Origin of the sequence: Streptomyces sp. NBC_00353, from assembly GCF_036108815.1 — a bacterium.
Taxonomy (GTDB): domain Bacteria; phylum Actinomycetota; class Actinomycetes; order Streptomycetales; family Streptomycetaceae; genus Streptomyces.
Genome location: NZ_CP107985.1, coordinates 5,827,926 through 5,849,520 on the forward strand (window position 1 = coordinate 5,827,926; position 21,595 = coordinate 5,849,520).

The following is a 21,595-nucleotide window of genomic DNA, read 5'->3' on the forward strand; positions in this document are numbered from 1 at the left end:
CGGCAGAACGCCGCCGTGCAGTCATCACAGGGCAACATCCACCCGCTACGGTGACGGCCAGGGGAAACCTCTTCGACGGAAGGCGCTGATCTTGGGGAAGGTCGTGCTCGTCACGGGAGCGGCCCGGCAGCTGGGCGGCCGATTCGTGCGGCGCATCCAGCGTGACCCGGAGGTGGACCGGGTGATCGCCGTCGACGCGATCGCGCCGGGGCACCAATTGGGTGATGCCGACTTCGTCCGCGCGGACATCCGCCAGCCCGCGATCGCCAGAGTCCTCGCCGAGCACACCGTCGACACGGTCGTGCATCTGGACGTCAGCGGCAAGGCGCTCGGGGCCGGTGGCCGCACCACGGTCAAGGAGACCAATGTCATCGGCACCATGCAGCTGCTCGGTGCCTGCCAGAAGTCGCCGACGGTGCGGCGGCTGGTGATCAAGTCCAGTACGGGTGTGTACGGCTCCGCCCCGCGCGATCCGGCGGTCTTCACCGAGACCACCCCGCCCAAGTCCCTGCCGAGCGGGGGCTTCGCGAAGGACGCGGTGGAGGTAGAGGGGTACGTACGGGGCTTCGCGCGCCGCAGACCGGACGTCGCCGTGTGCGTGCTGAGGTTCGCGAACATCCTGGGGCCGGACGCGGACTCGCCGCTCGCCGACTATCTGTCGCTGCCCGTCCTGCCGACCGTGTTCGGGTACGACCCCCGGCTCCAGTTCGTCCACGAGGACGACGTCATCGACGTACTGAGGATCGCCTCGCACGAACCGCGGCGCGGGACGCTGAACAGTGGCACGTTCAATATCGCGGGCGACGGGGTGCTGCTGCTGTCGCAGTGTTCGCGGCGGCTCGGGCGGCCGACGATGCCGGTGCCCCTGCCCGCCGTCACCTGGGTGGGCCAAGCCCTCCGCACCGTCGGCATGACGGACTTCTCACCGGAGCAGATCCGGCTGCTGACGCACGGCAGGGTGGTCTCCACCGTGCAGATGCGCGAGACGCTGGGCTTCCACCCGGGATTCACCACCGCGGAGACGTTCGCGGACTTCGCGCGGAACCAGGCGCCGGGACTGCTGCCGCCCGAGATGGTCGGCAGGGCCGTCGACCGGCTGGCGGCGATGCCGTTCGCCGGTGGGACCGGCGAGGTTCCGGGGATCACCGGGGCCGACGACACACAACCGACCCACAGCGCGAGATAGAGGAGCGCACCGACGATGGCGGATGCCAAGGTCATTCCGTTCGACGACGACCGTTCGCGGTCGGGTGGCGCGCCGCGGTCGGCGCGGCGGCGGTCCGGGGCGGGTCCCGCGGTGGGCACTGCGGCCCTGAGCGCCCTGCCCGGGCAGTTGGACGCCGCGCCGGTCCATGAGGCGGTCCAGAGGGGCGGGGAGCCCGTGGAGGGTGTGCAGGACGAGGTGCGGCGCGGCAGCTGGGACCGGCGGATCGCGGGTGGGCTCGCGTTTCTTCGTCGGCGGGTCACGGGTGAGTACGAGGTCGACGAGTTCGGGTACGACAAGGAACTCACCGATCAGGTTCTGATGTCGATGCTGCGGCCGATGTACGAGAAGTACTTCCGGGTCGAGGTGCGGGGCATCGAGAACATCCCGTCGGACGGCGGGGCGTTGATCGTGGCCAACCACTCGGGGACGTTGCCGCTGGACGGGCTGATGCTCCAGGTTGCCGTGCACGACAACCATCCGGCGGGCCGGCATCTGCGGCTGCTCGCTGCGGATCTGGTCTTCGTGCTGCCGGTGGTGAACGAGCTGGCCAGGAAGGCCGGGCACACACTGGCCTGCGCGGAGGACGCGGAGCGGCTGCTCAGGCAGGGCGAGGTCGTCGGTGTGATGCCGGAGGGCTTCAAGGGCATCGGGAAGCCGTTCGGCGAGCGGTACAAGCTGCAGCGGTTCGGGCGGGGCGGCTTCGTGTCGACGGCGCTGCGGGCCGGGGTGCCGATTGTGCCGTGCTCGATCGTGGGTGCGGAGGAGATCTATCCAATGATCGGCAACGCGAAAACGCTGGCGCGGGTGCTGGGGGTTCCGTACTTCCCGATCACGCCCACGTTTCCTTGGCTGGGGCCGTTGGGGGCGGTGCCGTTGCCGACGAAGTGGACGATTCAGTTCGGGGAGCCGATTCCCACGGAGGGGTATCCGGTGGAGGCGGCGGAGGATCCGATGCTGATGTTCAACCTGACGGATCAGGTGCGGGAGCAGATTCAGCACACGCTGTACAAGCTGTTGGTGCAGCGGAGGTCGGTGTTCTTCTGACGGCGGGTGTCCTCAACCGCCGGAAGGGGTGAGCGACCGGCGGACGGGCTTGGGGGAATCCGTCCGCCGGTCAATCACTGGTCTTCGTCCTCGCTGTTGAATCCCAGGCCCGGGAGCAGGCCGGGGAGCAGGGGCGGCAGTGTCACGTCCGGGGTGGGTGGGGTGCTGTCCCTGCCTGTTGTGGGCGGGGTGGTGCCCGGGGACGGTGTGTCCAGGAAGCCGTCCGTGCCGCCTGCGATCAGGTTGTCCTCCGGGGTGGAGGCGGAGCCGGACGGGTCCGGGGTACCGCTGCTGCCCGTCTGGCCCTGTGAGACCTCGGGGGAGGAGGGGGCCGGGTCGTCCGTGCCGGGCGACCCGTCGGTCTGCTGCGAGGAGCCGGACTCCTGGGAGTCGGTGCTCCCGTCCGGGCTGCTGGGAAGCAGGGACTGCAGCGGCGCGACCTCTTCGTCTATGGCCTCGAAGACCGAGCTCACCTCGTCCCCGACATCCGTCAGCTGGACCGGCAGACGGTCGCGCATGGTGCTCCAACTGCCGCGATGGGAGCGGGAGAAGGAATCCAGGGTCTGGATGGGTCCGAGTGCTCCGTCGCGCTGGTACGCGGCGTGGAGCAGGCGGTGGCCCTCGGTGGCGTCGTGCGTCATGCCGTTGAGGGTGCGTCTGATCTCGCCGAGTGATTCGTGGTCCAGATCGCCCGCGCGGCCGCGCTCCATCAGCCTGCGGGCTTCGCTCAGCCGGGTCGACGCCTGGTCGAGGTAGACCTCGCCGCGGTCGGCGTCGCCGTCGGCCATGCCGAGGTTGATGTCCTCCATGCCGCGCTTCAGCCCGTACAGCGAATCACCCGGCAGGGCGTCGGAACTGGCAGCGGCCACTCCGCCGAAGGCTCCCGCGGCCACGCCGACGGTGAGCCCGCCGGCCGCGATGCCCTTCGTCCAGCGGGAGCGGGGGCGCAACTTCCTGAGCGGGGAGGCTCGGTGAGCCCCCCTGCTCCGTTGTTCGGGCACCGTAGGGCCCGTGGACGCGCCGCCCTCGGCAAACATGGCCTCCATGGCGGCGACGAGCTGGGCTCGCTGCACCACTTTGACCTCGGGATCCAACTTCGGCCTCGGTAGCTCACCGAGGCCGTTCGCCAGGGCCAACAGCGTTCCGTGGTCGGCCGGTTCGGCCGGGTCCTCGGGCTGTACGGCCGCCGCACCCTGGAGCTCCTGCTCCTCCAGGGCCTGGGCGAAGGCGTTCGCCCGCCGGTGTGCCGAAACGTTTGCGATCACTGGCGGCACCTCCTCTCGTCATGACGGTCGACTCCCCTGGGGGTCCGGAAGGTTGCACACCTTGAGCGCTTCCACACGAAAGAGTGAGTGTCGGCGGACATGGAGTGACGACAGGGGGCCTGCAACCGGCACAACGAGTGGCGCGGCACATGGGTTACGCACGAAAGATGATCGGACCAGTGCGTGAGGGGCGTGTCGCAGAGCGTGTTCAGCGGACGTCGTCCGGCAGGAGCCGGGCCAGCGTGCGGACAGCGCGGTACTGCAAGGTTTTGATCGCGCCTTCGTTCTTTCCCATCACGCGGGCCGTCTCGGCGACCGAGAGGCCCTGCAGGAAGCGCAGCGTCACGCACTCCTGCTGCTGGGGGTTGAGTCGGCGCACGGCTTGCAGCAGTGCGGCGTTGGAGAGGGACTCCAGGACGGAGTCCTCGGGGCTGCGCTCGACCTCGTTGGCGTCGAGCATTTCGCCGGTGGTCACTTCCAGTCGGAAACGACTGGACTTGAAGTGGTCGGCGACCAGGTTGCGGGCGATCGTGACCAGCCAGGCGCCGAAGTCGCGGCCCTGCCAGGTGAACGTGGAGATGCGGCGCAGGGCGCGCAGGAAGGTCTCGCTGGTGAGGTCCTCCGCCGTCGCCTTGCCGCCCACGCGGTAGTAGATGTACCGGTACACGGTGTCGCTGTACTGGTCGTAGAGACGGCCGAAGGCGTCAGCCTCACCGGCCTGTGCGCGCTCGACGAGATCCATCATGCGCGCGCTGTCGCTGTCGGCGGTCGGCCGACGAACGGTGGACGTGGTCGTTGCGCCGCGGTTGCTGCGTCTTCCGACCGCTGCACCGCGTTCGGCCAGGGCATAGCAAGGGCCGACAGGTGCAGGGGCGGCAAAAGCGGGTACGGCGTACGCGGTGGGGACGAAGCCGCGCAAGCGGTCGACGACCGTTGCGCGCAGCGTAGCCAGGCCCGAGGCGTCAACCCCGACGTGTGGGTACACGGGACTCCCAGAGGCAGAGCTTCCATCACGTGCAGTGCGAAACCGTCACTCGTCGTAGTGAGTGGTGGGTTCCGGAATGCGTCTGAGGAGAATAACGCTTCGTACAGGCAGTGCTACACCCAGTTGCTCAAATCATCGGTTCCGTCGCTTCTGTAGCGACTATGAGGCGCATCCAGTAGCACATCGTGACCGGTTATTGATCGGATTACTTCGTGATCTGCCTGCGGCCGCAACGGGTTGTGGTCGGGTGCGAGCAATCCGACTGGCGGGAGCGGTCGGCGGGTAGGGGCTCCCGATTGGCGGCAGGGAGCCGGGCGTGGCTCGGCCCCCTGCGCGGGGAAGGTCCGCGTGCGGTCAGCGGCGGCGGCGGTGCAGGGCGACGGCGGCGGCGGTGCCGCCCGCGAGGGCGCCGACACCGGCCGCGGCCGGGATGCCGACCTTGGCCGCCTTGCGGCCCGTGCGGTAGTCGCGCAGCCGCCAGTCGAGGGCCCGGGCGTGCTTGCGGAGCTTTGTGTCCGGGTTGATCGCGTAGGGGTGACCGACCAGGGACAGCATCGGGATGTCGTTGTGCGAATCGCTGTACGCCGCGCAGCGGGCGAGGTCGAGGCCCTCGGCGGCGGCCAGGGCGCGGACCGCCTCGGCCTTCGCGGGCCCGTGCAGCGGCTCGCCGACCAGGCGGCCGGTGTAGACGCCGTCGACGGACTCGGCGACCGTGCCGAGCGCGCCGGTCAGCCCGAGCCGACGGGCGATGATCGTGGCGGTCTCCACCGGGGCGGCGGTGACCAGCCAGACCTTCTGTCCGGCGTCGAGGTGGGCCTGGGCGAGGGCGCGGGTGCCCGGCCAGATGCGGTCGGCCATGTACTCGTCGTAGATCTCCTCGCCGATGGACATCAGCTCGGAGACGCGGTGGCCCTTGACGATGGACAGGGCGCTGTCGCGGGCGTCCTGCATGTGTTCCGGGTCCTCCACGCCGGCCAGCCTGAACCAGGCCTGCTGCCAGGCGAACCGGGTCAGTTCGCGGCGCTGGAAGAACTTCCGTTTGTACAGCCCGCGGCCGAAGTGGAAGATCGCCGCGCCCTGCATGACGGTGTTGTCCAGGTCGAAGAAGGCGGCAGCCCGGTCGTCGCCGACGACCGGGAACGCCGGCTCCGGCTCCGCGGTCGTGGCGGGGGTCTCGTCGGTGAATCGTTCGGCGGGCTGTTCGGCGTGGAGTGACGACTTCCGCGCTGCCTCGGCTGCTGCCTCGCCTGCCAGCACGCTCCGTGCTGTCGCGGAACGCCTACGTGGTGTGAGCCATCCAAGAGCGGCCATGTCGTGAGCATAGCCAGTCTGTTGAGCCCTTCCCGACCTGCCGGGATGCGGTGGCGTGAACTCTCGGCGGCCGAATTGTTAAACGGGTGATTCGGGGCGTACCGGATCAGTGCCGGATGAGTTACGGAAAGGGCGGGCGGTCGGCGCAGAATGAAGGCATGAGTGCCTTGTTGCGTCGTACGAAGAAGAAGCCCGCGGACCGGGTGGTGACCCTGGTCGGGAAACCGGGGTGTCACCTCTGTGACGACGCGAGGCTGGTGGTGCGGGAGGTCTGCGAGGAGACCGGTGCGTCCTGGGAGGAGAAGGACATCACTCAGGACGAGGGGCTGCACCGGGAGTACTGGGAGCAGATTCCGGTCGTCCTCATTGATAACGAACAGCACACGTTCTGGCGGGTGGATCCGGCGAGGCTGCGCAGCGCGCTGCTTTCCTGAGTGAAACCCGGTTACCATCGTGGGCGTTTTGAGTGATCTCGGGGGCGTAGTCGTGAGGAGTGTGTACCGCTTTGCCCCCTTCGGGCCTGCAACGGGCTGATGCGATCCAAGGTTCCGGGATCGCGCGACGGATGTGCGTGACCCCGGTCACTTTGACCGGACAAAACGGACACCATCTTTGTGCACGCGTTCACAAAGACATAGCCTGCATTCGACGGGGCGGTCTTGGAACATATGGCCGCCTGCAGCCCCGCTCATCCCGCAGGAGCACCGTGGCAACTGGCCGAACTCACCGACCGGCGACCCGTAGCCGAGGAATTCCCGAGGCCACCGTCGCCCGGCTTCCGCTGTATCTCCGCGCACTGACCGCGCTCTCCGAGCGCTCGGTCCCCACGGTCTCGTCCGAGGAACTCGCCGCGGCGGCGGGAGTCAACTCTGCCAAGCTGCGGAAGGACTTCAGCTACCTCGGCTCCTACGGGACGCGTGGCGTCGGGTACGACGTCGAGTACCTCGTCTACCAGATCTCCCGCGAGCTCGGGCTCACCCAGGACTGGCCGGTCGTCATCGTCGGTATCGGTAATCTCGGCGCCGCGCTCGCCAACTACGGCGGCTTCGCCTCCCGCGGTTTCCGGGTCGCCGCGCTGATCGACGCGGACCCCGCGATGGCCGGTACGCCCGTCGCCGGGATTCCCGTCCAGCACGCCGACGAGCTGGAGAAGATCGTCAGCGACAACGGCGTGTCGATCGGTGTCATCTCCACCCCGGCCGGTGCCGCCCAGCAGGTCTGCGACCGCCTCGTCGCCGCGGGCGTCACCTCCATCCTGAACTTCGCGCCGACGGTGCTCTCCGTGCCGGACGGCGTCGACGTCCGCAAGGTCGACCTCTCGATCGAACTCCAGATTCTCGCCTTCCACGAGCAGCGCAAGGCCGGCGAGGATGCCGGGGGCGACGTCGACCAGGCCGCACCGCCCGTGCGCGCCGCCACGAGCAGCAGCCGGAAGGGACCCGACGGGGACATGCCCGCCGTGATGCCGGCATGAGTCTCCTTGTCGTAGGGCTGAGCCACCGCAGCGCCCCGGTCTCCGTACTGGAGCGGGCGTCGCTGGCTGCCGAGACGCAGGCCAAGCTGCTGCAGGACGCCCTGGCAGCGGAGCCCGCGGCCGAGGCCGCCGTCCTCGCCACCTGTAACCGCATCGAGCTGTACGCCGACGTGGACAAGTTCCACGCGGGCGTCGCCGAGCTGTCCACGCTCCTCGCGCAGCACAGCGGGGTCGGGCTGGACGAACTCACTCCGTATCTCTATGTGCACTACGAGGACCGGGCCGTCCACCACCTCTTCTCGGTGGCGTGCGGGCTGGACTCGATGGTCGTCGGCGAGGGCCAGATCCTCGGCCAGATCAAGGACGCGCTGGCGCTGGGGCAGGAGAGCCACACCGCGGGCCGGCTGCTGAACGACCTTTTCCAGCAGTCTTTGCGGGTCGGCAAGCGCGCGCACAGCGAGACCGGGATCGACCGGGCCGGGCAGTCGCTCGTCACCTTCGGCCTGCAGCAGCTCGCGGGCGGCGCCGACACCGCCGACTGGGCCGGCGGCAAGCGCGCTCTGGTGATCGGCGCCGGTTCGATGTCGTCGCTGGCCGCCGCCACGCTGGCCCGTACCGGTGTCGCCGAGATCGTCGTCGCCAACCGGACCCGGGCCCGCGCCGACCGGCTGGTCGAGATCCTGAGCCAGGCCGGTGGCACGGGAGTGACCGCCCGGGCCGTCGAGATGGCCGCGGTCTCCGACGAACTGACACGTGCCGATGTCGTCGTCTCCTGTACCGGTGCGACGGGACTCGTCCTGACCGGTGAGACCGTCGCCGGTGCGCTCGGCCTGCCGTTCGACGCGGCCTCCACCGCCGTCGAGGCGCCCGCCGTGCCCGCCGCCGACCTGGACCAGCACGCCGCGTGGGTGGAGAACGGTTCCGCCGCCACGACCGCGCAGGCCCAGGCCGTGCGCCAGGCCACCGTGCCCGCGCAGTCCACCGGCCCCGTCCGGCTCGCCCTGCTCGACCTCGCCATGCCGCGCGACATCGACGGCGCGGCGGCCCGCCTCGCCGGTGTGCGCCTCGTCGACATCGAGTCGCTCGCCGAGGCGTCCGCGGATGCTCCGATGGCCGCCGATGTGGATCAGGTGCGCACCATCGTCGCCGACGAGGTCGCCGCGTTCGGCGCCGCCCAGCGCGCCGCCCACATCACCCCGACCGTGGTCGCCCTGCGCACCATGGCCGCCGATGTGGTGGCCGGCGAGATCGCGCGGCTCGACGGGCGTCTCCCCGACCTGGACGAGAAGCAGCGCGCCGAGATCACGCAGACCGTGCGCCGCGTCGTCGACAAGCTCCTGCACGCGCCCACCGTGCGGGTCAAGCAGCTCGCCAGTGAGCCCGGCGGCGCCGGGTACGCCGATGCGCTGCGGGAACTCTTCGACCTCGACCCGCAGACGGTCGCCGCCGTCTCCCGGGCAGACCTGAACGACCCGAATCGAGGGCGGTCATGACCGACAACTCACCCCGCGCGCAGACCGGCGCGCCGCTCCGGCTGGGCACCCGGCGCAGCAAGCTCGCCATGGCGCAGTCCGGCCTGGTCGCCGACGCGGTCAGCGAGGTGACCGGGCGCGCCGTCGAGCTCGTCGAGGTCACCACGTACGGAGACATCTCCAAGGAGCATCTCGCGCAGATCGGCGGCACCGGCGTGTTCGTCGCGGCGCTGCGTGAGGCCCTGCTGCGAGGCGAGGTGGACTTCGCCGTCCACTCGCTCAAGGACCTGCCGACCGCACAGCCCGAGGGCCTCGTGCTTGCTGCCGTACCGCGGCGCGAGGACCCGCGCGACGTGCTGGTGGCGCGGGACGGGCTGACCTTCGAGCAGCTGCCGTCCGGCGCCCGCATAGGCACCGGCTCGCCGCGCCGCATGGCGCAGCTCAACGCGTACGCCCGCAGCCACGGCCTCGACATCGAGACCGTGCCGATCCGTGGCAACGTCGATACGCGTATCGGATTTGTACGAAGCGGTGAACTGGACGCGGTGGTTCTCGCCGCGGCCGGGCTCAGCCGCCTCGGCCGGACCGGTGAGGTGACCGACTTCCTGCCGGTCGACACCGTTCTGCCCGCTCCCGGTCAGGGAGCACTGGCGATCGAATGCGCTGCAACCAGCGCGGACCTCGCCGCCGCGCTCGCCGAGCTCGACGACCCGTACACCCGGGTCGCCGTGACCGCCGAGCGTTCCCTGCTCGCCGCCCTGGAGGCCGGCTGCTCCGCACCTGTGGGTGCGCTGGCCGACCTCCTGGTCGACGGACAGGCTGTCAACGAACTGCGCCTGCGCGGTGTCGTCGGTTCCACCGACGGCGCCTCGCTGGTACAGATGTCCATCACCGGTCCCGTCCCCACGTCGCACGACGACGCGGCGGCCCTCGGTCGCGAGCTCGCGACCGAGATGCTTGCCAAGGGTGCGGCCGGTCTTATGGGGGAGCGAGCACTTTGAGCCCCACCGGCCCCGCCGTATCCGACTTTCCGGTCCTGTCCGCAGGGCACGTCACCTTCCTCGGCGCCGGTCCCGGCGATCCGGGACTGCTGACTCTGCGCGCTGTCGAGGCGCTCGCGAGCGCGGACGTTCTTGTCGCCGAGCCGGACGTGCTCGGCGTTGTTCGCGGCCATGCGCGGGCAGGCGTAAGCACGCCTGAGCTGGCGGTTGTTGACGTGTCATCAACACCCGCCGGTGTGCCCGTTCTCAGGGACGCGGCCAATCTTGTCATGGAGGCCGCGAAGGGCGGCAGGCGGGTCGTCCGTGCCGTCTCCGGTGACCCCGGCCTGGACGGGTCCGCGGGCGCGGAGATGCTGGCCTGCGCCGCCGCCGGCATCCCCTTCGAGGTCGTCCCCGGTGTCGCGAACGCCGTGGGCGTGCCCGCGTACGCCGGTGTGCCGCTGCGCGACGCGCAGGGCGCCGACGTCCGGTTCGTCGACGCCCGCACCGCCTCGGACCGCTGCTGGACCGAGATCGGCGCGAGCGACGCAACGGCTGTCGTCTCGACGACGCTGGACTCGGTCGCGGCCACCGCGGGCGAGCTGGTCTCGGCGGGCCGCAAGCCCGACACCCCGCTCACCGTCACGGTCGCGGGTACGACGACCCGGCAGCGCACCTGGACGGCGACCCTCGGGACGATCGCCCAGGTTCTCAAGCAGGCGAAGGTGCTGCCGTCGCCGGAGGGGCACCAGCCGGTCATAGCCGTGGTCGGTGAGCGCAGCTCCGCCGCCCAGCGCGACCAGCTCTCGTGGTTCGAGTCCAAGCCGCTCTTCGGTTGGAAGGTGCTCGTGCCGCGTACGAAGGAGCAGGCGGCGTCGCTCTCCGACCAGCTGCGTTCGTACGGCGCCGTGCCGCACGAGGTCCCGACGATCGCCGTCGAGCCGCCGCGTACGCCGCAGCAGATGGAGCGCGCGGTCAAGGGCCTCGTCACGGGCCGCTACGAGTGGATCGCCTTCACCAGCGTCAACGCGGTCAAGGCCGTCCGGGAGAAGTTCGAGGAGTACGGGCTCGACGCCCGTGCCTTCGCCGGCATCAAGGTCGCGGCGGTCGGCGAGCAGACCGCCGCCGCGCTGATCGACTTCGGTGTGAAGCCGGACCTGGTGCCGTCCGGTGAGCAGTCCGCTGCCGGTCTGCTGGAGGACTGGCCGCCCTACGACCCGGTCTTCGACCCGATCGACCGTGTCTTCCTGCCGCGCGCCGACATCGCCACGGAGACGCTGGTCGCCGGGCTCATCGAGCTGGGCTGGGAGGTCGACGACGTCACCGCGTACCGCACGGTCCGCGCCTCGCCGCCGCCGTCCGACACCCGTGAGGCCATCAAGGGCGGCGGTTTCGACGCGGTGCTCTTCACCTCGTCGTCGACCGTCCGGAACCTGGTCGGCATCGCGGGCAAGCCGCACAACGTGACTGTCATCGCGTGCATCGGCCCTGCCACGGCGAAGACCGCCGAGGAGCACGGTCTGCGGGTGGACGTGCTGTCGCCGGAGCCGTCGGTGCACAAGCTGGCCGCGGCGCTCGCCGAGTTCGGCGCGCAGCGCCGGGACGCGGCGAAGGAGGCCGGTGACCCGGTGACGCGGCCGAGCGAGCGGCGTCCTGGGGCGCGGAGGCGTCGTACGACGACCTGACCCGGCCCGTTCGGGAGTGTTCAGGAGCCTCAGGGGCCCGGCTGTTTCGGCAGCCGGGCCCCTGCCCGTTCTCCCGTTCGTTTTTCCGGCACAGGTGTCGGTAAGACGGTGATGTGTACGGGTCTATCGTCGAAGGATGACTGTGTACGGAAACTTCCCCGGCTCCCGCCCCCGGCGGCTGCGGACGACCCCGGCGATGCGGCGGATGGTCGCCGAGACACGGCTCGACCCGGCGAACCTGATCCTGCCCGCGTTCGTACGCGAGGGCATCACGGCGCCCGTCGCCATCTCGGCCATGCCCGGTGTCCAGCAGCACACCCTGGACACCCTCCGGAAGGCCGCCGTCGACGCGGTCTCGGCCGGGGTCTCCGGGATCATGCTCTTCGGCGTTCCGGCGGACGAGAACAAGGACGCCCGGGGAACCGCGGGCACCGACCCGGACGGCATCCTCCAGGTCGGTCTGCGCGCGGTGCGCGAAGAGGTCGGCGACGATCTCGTCGTCATGTCGGACCTGTGCCTCGACGAGTACACGGACCACGGTCACTGCGGTGTCCTGACCGCCGACGGCCGCGTCGACAACGACGCCACTCTCGAGCGGTACGCCGAGATGGCCCAGGTCCAGGCGGATGCGGGCGCCCATGTGGTCGGCCCCAGCGGCATGATGGACGGCCAGGTCGGCGTGATCCGCGACGCGCTCGACCAGACCGGGCACGAGGACGTGGCGATCCTCGCCTACACGGCGAAGTACTCGTCGGCCTTCTACGGGCCGTTCCGAGAGGCGGTCGGCTCCTCGCTGAAGGGCGACCGCAAGACGTATCAGCAGGACCCGGCGAACGCTCGCGAGTCCCTGCGCGAGCTGGCACTCGATCTCGACGAGGGCGCCGACATGGTCATGGTCAAGCCGGCCGGACCGTACCTGGACATCCTGGTGAAGGTCGCCGACTCGGTGGACGTGCCGGTCGCCGCGTACCAGATCAGCGGCGAGTACGCGATGATCGAGGCCGCCGCGGAGAAGGGCTGGATCGACCGCGACGCGGCGATCATGGAGAGCCTGACCGGGATCCGCCGCGCGGGTGCGCAGATGATCCTGACGTACTGGGCGACGGAGGTCGCCGAGCGGCTGCGCCGTTCGTAGCAGCCGTCCCCTGGAGCCCGCGTCGCCTCACGCCGCGGGTTCCAGGCCCCAGGACGAGAGGATGCGGACCGCCTCGTGGCCGAGCGTGGCGTCCGCGGACAGCCGGTGCAGCAGCTCGATCCGCTTGTCGCTGGGGCCCGCCTCGTCGAGCGCCGCCAGGGCGTTGTCCCGCACGAGCCGGTCGAAGTCGTCCATGATGGCGGCGGCCAGCACTTCGTGGACCTCCGGGTCGTCCGCGTAGGGACCGAGCGCCATGGCCGCGTACTGGCGGACCAGATCGTCGTCGGGGCCACGCACCACGGCCACCAGCGCCCGGCCCGCGTGGAGCCGTGACTCGGCCTCGGCCGGTGGCCGCAGGCGCAGGACCGTGGTGGCTTCGACCCGTGCGAGGTCGTACTCCTCCGAGTCGGCGGTCACCGAGGCGAGGAAGGGCACGGCGTCCGGATGGTCCGGGCGGTCCGCGAGTACGTCGCCCATTGCGGCGATGAGTTCGCGCTTTTCGTCGCTTTCGGCAGGCAGTGCACGGAACTGCTCGATGAGGCTGTCTGTCCGGTCCATGAAGTGTGCGCTGCCCTGTGCGCGGTGAAGTATTCCTTCGGCGGAAGTGTCCGGCCCCGGCGGGAGTCGGCCGGGGAACGGACGAGGCGCGTCCTCAGTCCCACCAGAACGACCAGGAATCCTCGCCCAGCACGTACTGGTCCGCGTAGGCGCGCAGGGTGTCCGGGGTGGTGTGGGCGATGTTGTCCGGGCAGAACGCGAAGTGCTCGGCGGCGACCGCCACCGCTTCGTCGACAGTGGTCGGCGGGGTGGCCACCGAGACGATCAGATGGTCGAAACCGAGCGCCACGACCCGTATGCCGAAGCGGTCCTCCCAGGACCGGAGCACCGCGCAGAGCCGTGCCACGTCGTTCTCGTAATTGAGCGGCCCCGTCCAGCCGATCGCCGCCGGTATGTCCGCGCTGCGCCGCGCGGGGACCAGCGCCGCCCGGGCTCCCGGCATGCGGCCGTCCGCGTCGGTGAGCCGGGCGGCGATCTCCGCGGCCCGTTCCTCCGCGTCGGCGGGGTCGCTCACGGACGGGGTGGGGGCGAGGCCCGGCCACTCCGGGCCGAACGGCTCGATCGCCGCCCCTTCCAGCTCGTCCTCCGCGTACTCCTCCCAGAGCTCGCCCAGTACGTCCTCCGCGTGGTGGTCACCCGGGTACGACGTCATGCCGGGGCTGAGCTCCCACTTCTCGGGCCACTCGCCGCGTATCCCGCCGTCGAGGAGGACAGGGAGGAGCCCGACCGCTCTGCCCTCGTCGAGCAGTCGGGGCCAGGTGTCCGGGGTCGCGGATCCGTCCGCGTACCAGAGCAGGGGTTCGTGCCACGGTCCGTCGTGCGTCGCGTCGACCAGCGTGCCGGGCGGGAGCTGGAGCCCGGAAGTGGCCAGTGACGGAAGGGGGTTCGGGAGTGTCGCCATGCGGTGACCCTAGAGGCCGCCACGGACGGTCGACGGTCCGGCCCCCGGCGTCGGCGCGCCCGACGTGACCGGTGAAAGCGGCCCGGGCGGTGGGGGCGGCGGCGAGGCCACGCGGGCCGCCGTGCCGGGCGAGTTCGCGCAGCCACTGGTGGGTGAGGGTGTACGAAGGAAGGACGGGGAAGCGGAAGAGGCCCCGCGATCCGTCGCGGCCATGGCTGACGGCCCGTATCCCGGAACGTCGGATGCGGGCGGCATTCGCCGTGGGTGTCAGGTGCGGCCGATGCCAGTTGCTGTGGCCGCACGGCTCGACCGGGTCCGTCCGGTTGCCGTTGTGTCCTCGATCGCCGGACGGGCTTGAAATTCAAGGCCGTCCGGCGAATTGAGGACACGGCGTGGCCGCAGGTCCTTACGAGGCGGCCTGTACCGCCTGCCGGGCCGGGTCCGGCGTCCGCTCGCCGGCCGGCGGTGTGCCGAGCCGGCGCAGGCGTGCCGTGCAGACGATGCCGATCGCCGAGATCACCATCAGCATGACGGCCGGCGGCCAGTAGTGGCCGCCGGCGGCCGCCGCGAGGGAGACCGCGGCGAGCGGTGCCAGGCCGCCGAAGACCATGTTGCAGAGCTGGTAGGAGAGGGAGATGCCGGTGTAGCGGACGTGCGTGGCGAAGCCCTCGACGAGGATCGACGCGATGGGTCCGTACAGCGCGGACATCACCAGGCGCATGGCCAGCATCATCAGCCAGATGAGGAAGACGCTGCCGGTGCCCAGCACCATGAACTGCGGCAGGGCGAGGACGATGACGCCCACGAGGCCGGCGATCACGACCTTGTGCGGTCCGACCCGGTCGGCGAGCCAGGACAGCCAGGGGGTGACGAGGAGTTCCAGGAAGGCTGCCAGGGTGAGGCCGTTGAGCAGCATGGACTCCGACAGGTGGAGGTCCCCGGTGCCGTAGGAGAGCAGGAAGCTGGTGACGACGTAGTACCCGCCGGTCGCGGTGGCCAGCGCGAAGACGCCGATGAGGACCGTTCGCCAGGCCTTCTGGAAGACCTCCACGACAGGCAGCTCGGCCGCCCCTTCCTCCTTCGCCTCCTGTTCCTTGCGCACCTCCTCCATGACTGGGGACTCCTCCAGCTTGACCCGGACGATGAGCCCCACGATCACCAGCACGGCGGAGGCCAGGAAGGGCACGCGCCAGCCCCAGCTCATGAACGCGTCGTCGCCGAAGAGGTTCATCAGGCTGAAGGCGCCGGTCGACAACAACGCGCCGACCGAGGAGCCGAGTTGGGCGAACGAGCCGAAGAAGGCGGCCTTGCCGCGCGGGGCGTTCTCCACGGCGATGAGTACCGCGCCGCCCCACTCCCCGCCGATCGCGATGCCCTGGACCAGGCGCAGCACGATCAGCAGGATCGGGGCGAGCGCGCCGACCTGGGCGTACGTGGGCAGCAGGCCGATGGCGAAGGACGCGACGCCCATCATCACCAGCGTGATGACCAGGGTCTTCTTGCGTCCGACGCGGTCACCGATGTGTCCGAAGACGATGCCGCCGAGCGGGCGCAGCAGGAAGCCGATGGCGAAGGTCGCGAAGGCGGACAGGGTCCTGAGGTACGGCGACATGTCCGGCGGGAAGAACACGTCGTTGAAGACGATCGCCGCTGCGGTGGCGAACGCGTAGAAGTCGTACCACTCGATGGAGGTCCCGGCCAGCGCCGCGAAGGCGGCTCTGTACGGGCTCTTTCCGGTGCTGGACTGCGGGGACATGGGGCCTCCGGGGGCGGGAGGGGTGGCGGGGAAGGGGGTGGGGCGAGCGGGCGGGAGTGGGTCAGCGGCCGGGGGCGGACCAGGCGCGGGTGCCGCCGATCCAGGTCTCGCGTACGCCGATGGAGGCGAGTCCGGCCGGGTCCGCGGTGAGCGGGTCGCTTTCCAGGACGACGAAGTCGGCGAGCATGCCCGGGGCCAGCGCGCCCACGGCGTGTTCGCGGTGCAGGGCGCGGGCGGCCGACTCGGTGTGCGCGCGCAGACCGTCCGCCACGGGCATCCGCAGCGAGGCGTCGCCGAGGACGGTGCCGAGGACGGTGCGCCGGGTCGCGGCGGCGGAGACGGCCTCCAGCGGGGCGGGCGGGGCGACGGGGGCGTCCGAGCTGATGGCGACGGGGACGCCCGCGGTGAGGCAGGCGCCTGCCGGGTTGTAGCGGTGGCCGAGGTCACCGACGGCGGTCAGTGTGCCGTCGCCGGTGCGCAGGTGGTGCTGGGGCTGCATCACCGGGATGACGCCCAGCCGCCCCATGCGGGCGATCTGTTCGTCGGTGGGCAGGCCCGCGTGCTCGATCCGGTGGCGCATGTCGGGGCGCTCCCGGTCGGCCTGTGCCTTCTCGACGGCGTCGAGGACCATACCGATGGCGTACGGGGACTGGGCGTGCGTGGCGGTCTGGAGCCCGGCGCGGTGGGCGCGGGTGACGAGCTCGGCGTACTCCTCCGCCGAGTGGTACAGCTGCCCGTGGTGGCAGCAGTCGGCGGCGTAGCCGTCGGGGAAGTACGCGGTCCAGCCGCCGAGCGTCCCGTCGGCGTAGAACTTGACGCCCTGGACGCGGAACAGGTCGTCACCGAAGCCGTTCACCACGCCCAGGTCGAGCGCGGTGTCGAGGAGCGCGGAGGTGAGGTACGCGGAGACCCGCATGCGCAGGGAGCCGTCGGCGCGGGCGCGCAGATACGTCTCCATCTCGCGGCGGGACGCCTGGGCGTCGCCGACGGTGGTGACTCCGGCGGCGAGGAAGACCTCCTGGGCGCGCTGGAGGTGGTCAGCCATGATGGCGTCCGGCTCGGAGAGGTGGAAGTTCGGACCGTGGTTGCCGATCTTCACTCCGCCGGGGCCGGTGAGCAGGTCGCAGGCGGCGTCCCAGAGTTGGCCGTCGGGCTCGCCGGAGGTGAAGCGGCCGATGCTGCCGCCCTCGGGGTCGGGGGTGCCTGCGGTGACGCCGCAGGTGCGCAGGGTGTGGGAGTTGACGACACCGCCGTGACCGGAGGCGTTCATCACGTACACCTCGCGGTCGGTGGCGACGCGGTCGAGGTCGTGGCAGGTGGGGTGGCGTTGCTCGGCGAGCCTGCGGTGCTCGTAGCCGAAGCCGCGCACCGGGACTCCGGCGGGCAGTTCGCGGGCGGCGTCGGTGAGAACGGTGACGAGCGTCTCGATGTCGGGTACGCGTTCGGGCCGGCAGTCGACCCAGGCGAGCGCCTGCCCGTACATCACCGGGTGGCAGTGGGCGTCGACGAATCCGGGGTGGACGAGGCCGCCGTCGAGGTCGAGGGCCTCGTCGGGCCGGCCGCCGAGCGCGGCGCGGGCGTCTTCGGCGGTGCCGACGTGGACGACCCGGCCGCCACGGACGGCCAGCGCCTCGGCGCGTACGGAGGTGCCGGGTGCGGCGACGGCCGCGCCGGTCACCAGGAGCGTGCGGTCGGCGTCGTCGAGGGGGTGGTGCATGAGGGGCCTGCTTTCGACCGGGGGACGTCCATGAGAAGCCGTACGCACCGAGAGGTCGCAACGGCTGATTCGTTCGCATGGACGATATGCAGCAGTCGATGCCTTGCCTAGACCCCTCGCTCACAAATTTTTCGGAATGTGATGGCGTATTTGACTTACGTATCGTCCGACGCGGCCGCAGTGGGGCGAAGTTTCTCGTCAGGGCGTGTGGTTGGTCAGGTCGTAGCGCTCCTTGATCAGTTCCAGATGGATCCAGCTCTCCACTGCGCGCACACCCGCACAGGCCCGCATGTCCTCCAGCGTGTCGCGCACCGCCGTGAGGGACTCCGCGCTGATCGTTCCGACGAGCTCCGCGCGCCCCATGCAGGCGGAGAGGAACGAGACCCGGTCCCAGGCAGCCATGCGTCGCGCAACCGCATCCCGCTCGCCGTCCAGCCGTACGGCGAAACCGCACAGAAGACCCAGCCCCAGCAGCTCCGGCCGCACCAGTGCGAGCACCTTGGCGACACCGCCGTCGAGGAGGCGCAGCGTGCGGGCGCGGGCGGCGCCGGGGGAGAGGCCCACGCGCTCGGCGAGTTCCGCGAAGGGCAGCCGCCCGTCGCGTTCCAGCTCGTCCAGGATCAGCCGGTCCGTCTCGTCCAGCTCCGGCACCTCGGGCCGGCCCGCCAGCAGATACGGGTCCTTGAGGTGCTCCAGGGAGATCAGTGGATCCACCACGTCCACACCCTTCAGGGAGCGGATGGACTCCACGGCCCGGTCCAGCTCGGCCAGTCCCTTGGTGCGCAGCTCCGCCATGACTGCGCGGCTGCCCGCGGTGAGCGTGACGAACGGCGCCTGTGGCATGGCGGCGATCGCACGGGCCACCGGCTCGGCCGGGCCGCTCACGCCGATCGACAGGTGGGCCGATGCGGTCAGCTCCCGTACGGCGGGATGCACGACGGCCACCACCCGCACGCCGCCGCCCGCGAGCAGCCGCTGCACCCGGGCGCGGGTGGCGGGCCGGGAGAGGCCGACGCGCTGCGCCAGCGTCTCGTACGTCAGGCGGCCGTCCGTCTGCAGTTCGCGGACGACGGCCAGATCGGTGTGGTCCAGATCCACCTGAGCGCTTCCCCTCGGCTCGACTGCCCGGGCGGGAGCGCCCGGGGTGGGGTCCATTGTCGACCACGGGGGTGCGGGGGCCGGACCCGGATGGTGTGCGTCATCGACGATCGCATCACTATCTCTGGACAATTTTGCCGAATGAAACGTAGGTTCTGCGCGAGTGTTGCGAACGAATCATCATTGCGCGGCGCTCTGAGGAACTTGAGGAGGATGGGATGAGCCGGCCCCTGGTGGTGTTCACGGACCCCGAGGAACTCGACGTCGGTCCGGGCGCACGGCTGCTGGCCGACGCGGGATTCGACACGCGCGTCGTCGGCAGTCGCGACCCGGACGCGATCGCCGCCGTCGCGCGTGACGCCGTCGCGCTGATCGTCGGCTACGCGCCCGTGGATGCCGGGCTGCTCGACCGCCTCCCCGGTGTGGGGATGCTTGCCACCATGTCCGCCGGGTACGACATGATCGACACGGCGCAGGCGCGTCGACGCGGACTGTGGGTGAGCAACCTTCCGCATGCCGCGACCGAGGACGTCGCCGTGCATGCGCTCGCCGGCGCGCTCAGTCTGGTGCGCGCGCTGCCCCAGGCCGACGCCACCGTGCGCGGCGGCGGATGGAACACCGAGTTCGCCGAAGTCCCGCGCAGGGCCGGTGAGCTGACGCTCGGACTGCTGGGCTTCGGGCGCATCGCGAGGGCTCTGGCCCGGATCGCGGCCCCCGTCTTCGGCCGCGTCGCCGCGTACGACCCGCACGCCGACGAGGCAGGGTGGCCCGACGGTGTCGAGCGGCTGAGTCTGGACGAGCTGGTCGCCGCCTCCGACGTGCTCTCCCTGCACACACCGCTGACTCCGCAGACCCGCGGCATGGTCGACGCGGTGCTGCTCGCCCGGATGCGACCGGGCGCCTTCCTCGTGAACGTCGCCCGCGGCGAACTCGTCGACACCGTGGCCCTGCTGGCCGCCCTGGACGGCGGTCGGCTCGGGGCGGCGGCACTGGACGTGTTCCCGGTGGAACCCCCACCGCTCGACGACCCGTTGCGCAGTCACCCGCGCATCCAGCTGTCGCCGCACAGCGCCTATCTCTCCGACGCATCGCAGCGGGCCTACGTGTGCGCACCCGCCGAGAACGTCATCGCCTGGCACCGCACCGGACGACCCCTCACCCCGGTGGTCGACCCGACCCTCGAAGGAGCCCCCTCATGACCGATGTGCAGACCGCCGACGCGACTGTCGACGAGGAGACGCGGCTGCGGTGCGAACTCGCCGCCGTATACCGGCTCGTGGCGCACTTCCGGATGACCGACCTGATCTTCACGCACATATCGCTGCGGCTTCCGGGACCTGATCACCACTTCCTCATCAACCCCTACGGCCTCCTCTTCGAGGAGATCACCGCCTCCAACCTGGTCAAGATCGATCTGGCGGGCAACCCGGTCGAGCCCACCCCGTATCCGGTCAACCCCGCGGGCTTCGTCATCCACAGCGCGATCCACGCCGCGCGCGAGGACGCCCACTGCGTGCTGCACACCCACACCAGGGCCGGCTGCGCCGTCGCGGCGCAGAGCGACGGACTGCTGCCGCTGAATCAGATGTCGATGGAGTTCTACAACCGCGTCGGCTACCACGACTACGAGGGGGTCGCCCTCAACCTCGACGAGCAGAAGCGCCTGGTCGACGACATCGGCAGCCACCCGGCGCTGATCCTGCGCAACCACGGTCTGCTGACGGTCGGCGAGAGCGCGGCCCAGGCCTTCCTGCGCATGTACTACCTGGAGAAGGCCTGCGAGATCCAGGTCACCGCGCAGGCGGGCGGCGGACCGCTGACCGTCCCCTCCCCCGAGACCTGCGAGTACACCGCCCGTCAGCTCGCGAGCGAGGCGGACGCGGACTTCCAGGACGACGGGGCCTACGAGTTGGCGTGGGCGGCCATGCTGCGCCTGCTGGACCGGGTGGCCCCGGACTACCGGGACTGAGCGGCGCCCAGGGGGTGGCTCAGATGCGACGGCCGTGATGGCGGAGAGGCACAGTCGTCGCACAGCTCCGGGCGAGGGGACTGCCAGGTTGACGTCCTACGGTCGGGAACCATGACAGCGAAACACGCGGACAAGGCGGTGACCAGGCGCAAGGCGCTGGCCATCGGTGGTGGAGTGGTAGCCGGGGTGGGAGTGGTCACCGCGGTCGGCGTCAACGCCTTCGGCTCGGACGCCACCGGGGCAACGGCGACCACCGCCGGCTCCTCGTCCGCCTCCAGCGGTCAGTGCGTGCTGATGTCCAGCGTCACCGAGGGGCCGTACTACCTGGACGGTGCGCTTGTACGGAAGGACATCACCGAGGGCAAGGACGGGGTCCCGCTCCACCTGAACATCAGCCGTCCAGGACACCACCGACTCCTGCAACCCGGTCAAGGGTGCCGCTGTCGAAATCTGGCACTGCGACGCCTGGGGCTACTACTCCGGCTACACCACGGCCAACCCCGGCGGCAGCGCGCCCTCGGAGAGCGAGGACGGCTCCACCGCGAACGACCAGACGTATCTGCGTGGCTACCGGATAGCCGACGGGAACGGTGTCGTGAAGTTCGAGACGATCATGCCTGGCTGGTACACCCCGCGTACCTGTCACATCCACGTCAAGGTGCACACCGGTGGTGAGAAGGAGGACGGCACCTACGAGGGCGGCAAGGTGAACTACACCGGCCAGCTCTTCTTCGACGACGAGACCGCCAAATCCGTCTTCGCCCTGGAGCCTTACTCCCAGCACTCCGGCTCGTACACCGCCCTGGACGACGACATGGTGTACGAGGGCAGCGGCGCCGCCGGCGGGCTGCTGACCCTGGAGCCGATCAACAAGAACAAGATCGAGAAGGGCTTCACCGGCACCATCGTCCTCGGTATCGACCCGGACGCCGAGAATGACGGCGCCGGTGGCGGTACGCCCCCGAGCGGCGCGCCCACCGGTACGCCCCCGAGCGGCGCCCCGAGCGGTTCGCCCGAGCCGACCGCGTCCTCGTAACC

At 70.6% G+C, this 21,595-nt stretch carries 19 protein-coding genes; 11 read left to right on the top strand and 8 right to left on the bottom strand.

Going from position 1 to position 21,595, the window contains the following annotated elements:
- The first annotated feature begins 91 nt into the window (after positions 1–91).
- Both OHA88_RS26415 and OHA88_RS26420 read left to right on the top strand, forming a co-directional pair.
- Entirely contained in the window at positions 92–1,186 is a 1,095-nt protein-coding gene (locus tag OHA88_RS26415; RefSeq protein ID WP_328627313.1) for an NAD-dependent epimerase/dehydratase family protein, read from the top strand.
- Positions 1,187–1,201: 15 nt separating this feature from the next.
- Positions 1,202–2,251, top strand: a complete 1,050-nt coding sequence (locus tag OHA88_RS26420; RefSeq protein WP_328627314.1) for a lysophospholipid acyltransferase family protein — start codon at positions 1,202–1,204, stop codon at positions 2,249–2,251.
- 74 nt (positions 2,252–2,325) lie between these two features.
- Here OHA88_RS26420 and OHA88_RS26425 read toward each other — a convergent pair whose 3' ends face one another.
- From OHA88_RS26425 to OHA88_RS26435, 3 genes are all read right to left on the bottom strand, one after another.
- Positions 2,326–3,516, bottom strand: a complete 1,191-nt coding sequence (locus tag OHA88_RS26425; RefSeq protein WP_328627315.1) for a DUF5667 domain-containing protein — start codon at positions 3,514–3,516, stop codon at positions 2,326–2,328.
- A gap of 208 nt (positions 3,517–3,724) precedes the next feature.
- Complete coding sequence (locus OHA88_RS26430) at positions 3,725–4,501, bottom strand: ECF subfamily RNA polymerase sigma factor, BldN family (RefSeq protein WP_328627316.1); 777 nt, start codon at positions 4,499–4,501, stop codon at positions 3,725–3,727.
- A gap of 354 nt (positions 4,502–4,855) precedes the next feature.
- Complete coding sequence (locus OHA88_RS26435; protein WP_328627317.1) at positions 4,856–5,812, bottom strand: HAD family hydrolase; 957 nt, start codon at positions 5,810–5,812, stop codon at positions 4,856–4,858.
- A 158-nt stretch (positions 5,813–5,970) separates the two neighbouring features.
- On the opposite strand from OHA88_RS26435, the gene OHA88_RS26440 reads away from it, so the two are divergent.
- The 6 genes from OHA88_RS26440 (at position 5,971) to hemB (ending at position 12,558) form a co-directional block, all read left to right on the top strand.
- Positions 5,971–6,246 (top strand): glutaredoxin family protein, encoded by a 276-nt coding sequence (locus OHA88_RS26440; RefSeq protein WP_328627318.1) that lies wholly within the window; start codon positions 5,971–5,973, stop codon positions 6,244–6,246.
- A gap of 272 nt (positions 6,247–6,518) precedes the next feature.
- Entirely contained in the window at positions 6,519–7,286 is a 768-nt protein-coding gene (locus OHA88_RS26445) for a redox-sensing transcriptional repressor Rex (protein ID WP_328627319.1), read from the top strand.
- Positions 7,283–8,779 carry a glutamyl-tRNA reductase gene (locus OHA88_RS26450; RefSeq protein WP_328627320.1) on the top strand — a complete coding sequence of 499 codons (1,497 nt, stop codon included), beginning with the start codon at positions 7,283–7,285 and terminating at the stop codon, positions 8,777–8,779. The genes OHA88_RS26445 and OHA88_RS26450 overlap by 4 nt, the downstream gene beginning before the upstream one ends.
- Entirely contained in the window at positions 8,776–9,759 is a 984-nt protein-coding gene (gene hemC / locus OHA88_RS26455) for a hydroxymethylbilane synthase (RefSeq protein ID WP_267004559.1), read from the top strand. The genes OHA88_RS26450 and hemC overlap by 4 nt, the downstream gene beginning before the upstream one ends.
- Positions 9,756–11,423 carry a bifunctional uroporphyrinogen-III C-methyltransferase/uroporphyrinogen-III synthase gene (locus OHA88_RS26460; protein WP_267004560.1) on the top strand — a complete coding sequence of 556 codons (1,668 nt, stop codon included), beginning with the start codon at positions 9,756–9,758 and terminating at the stop codon, positions 11,421–11,423. Before hemC ends, OHA88_RS26460 begins: the two co-directional genes overlap by 4 nt.
- 136 nt (positions 11,424–11,559) lie before the next feature.
- Positions 11,560–12,558 carry a porphobilinogen synthase gene (gene hemB, locus OHA88_RS26465; protein ID WP_328627321.1) on the top strand — a complete coding sequence of 333 codons (999 nt, stop codon included), beginning with the start codon at positions 11,560–11,562 and terminating at the stop codon, positions 12,556–12,558.
- 27 nt (positions 12,559–12,585) lie between these two features.
- Here the strand turns inward: hemB and OHA88_RS26470 are convergent, their stop codons facing one another.
- The 5 genes from OHA88_RS26470 to OHA88_RS26490 all read right to left on the bottom strand — a co-directional run bounded on the left by OHA88_RS26470 (position 12,586) and on the right by OHA88_RS26490 (position 18,588).
- Complete coding sequence (locus tag OHA88_RS26470; RefSeq protein WP_267004562.1) at positions 12,586–13,116, bottom strand: HEAT repeat domain-containing protein; 531 nt, start codon at positions 13,114–13,116, stop codon at positions 12,586–12,588.
- A 94-nt stretch (positions 13,117–13,210) separates the two neighbouring features.
- Entirely contained in the window at positions 13,211–14,017 is an 807-nt protein-coding gene (locus OHA88_RS26475) for a DUF4253 domain-containing protein (protein WP_328627322.1), read from the bottom strand.
- 406 nt (positions 14,018–14,423) lie between these two features.
- The gene (locus OHA88_RS26480; protein ID WP_326629389.1) at positions 14,424–15,773 is read right to left on the bottom strand and encodes an MFS transporter; all 1,350 of its coding nucleotides are present in this window, start codon (positions 15,771–15,773) and stop codon (positions 14,424–14,426) included.
- 61 nt (positions 15,774–15,834) lie between these two features.
- Entirely contained in the window at positions 15,835–17,490 is a 1,656-nt protein-coding gene (locus tag OHA88_RS26485) for an amidohydrolase (protein ID WP_328627323.1), read from the bottom strand.
- Between the two features lie 198 nt (positions 17,491–17,688).
- On the bottom strand, positions 17,689–18,588 hold the full coding sequence (locus OHA88_RS26490; RefSeq protein ID WP_267004566.1) for an Lrp/AsnC family transcriptional regulator: 900 nt from the start codon (positions 18,586–18,588) through the stop codon (positions 17,689–17,691).
- Between the two features lie 218 nt (positions 18,589–18,806).
- On the opposite strand from OHA88_RS26490, the gene OHA88_RS26495 reads away from it, so the two are divergent.
- The 3 genes from OHA88_RS26495 to OHA88_RS44670 all read left to right on the top strand — a co-directional run bounded on the left by OHA88_RS26495 (position 18,807) and on the right by OHA88_RS44670 (position 21,593).
- Entirely contained in the window at positions 18,807–19,787 is a 981-nt protein-coding gene (locus tag OHA88_RS26495; protein WP_328627324.1) for a C-terminal binding protein, read from the top strand.
- Positions 19,784–20,557, top strand: coding sequence for a class II aldolase/adducin family protein (locus tag OHA88_RS26500; protein WP_328627325.1), 774 nt, complete (start codon positions 19,784–19,786; stop codon positions 20,555–20,557). The genes OHA88_RS26495 and OHA88_RS26500 overlap by 4 nt, the downstream gene beginning before the upstream one ends.
- A gap of 595 nt (positions 20,558–21,152) precedes the next feature.
- On the top strand, positions 21,153–21,593 hold the full coding sequence (locus tag OHA88_RS44670) for a hypothetical protein (protein ID WP_443044294.1): 441 nt from the start codon (positions 21,153–21,155) through the stop codon (positions 21,591–21,593).
- Positions 21,594–21,595 lie beyond the last annotated feature (2 nt).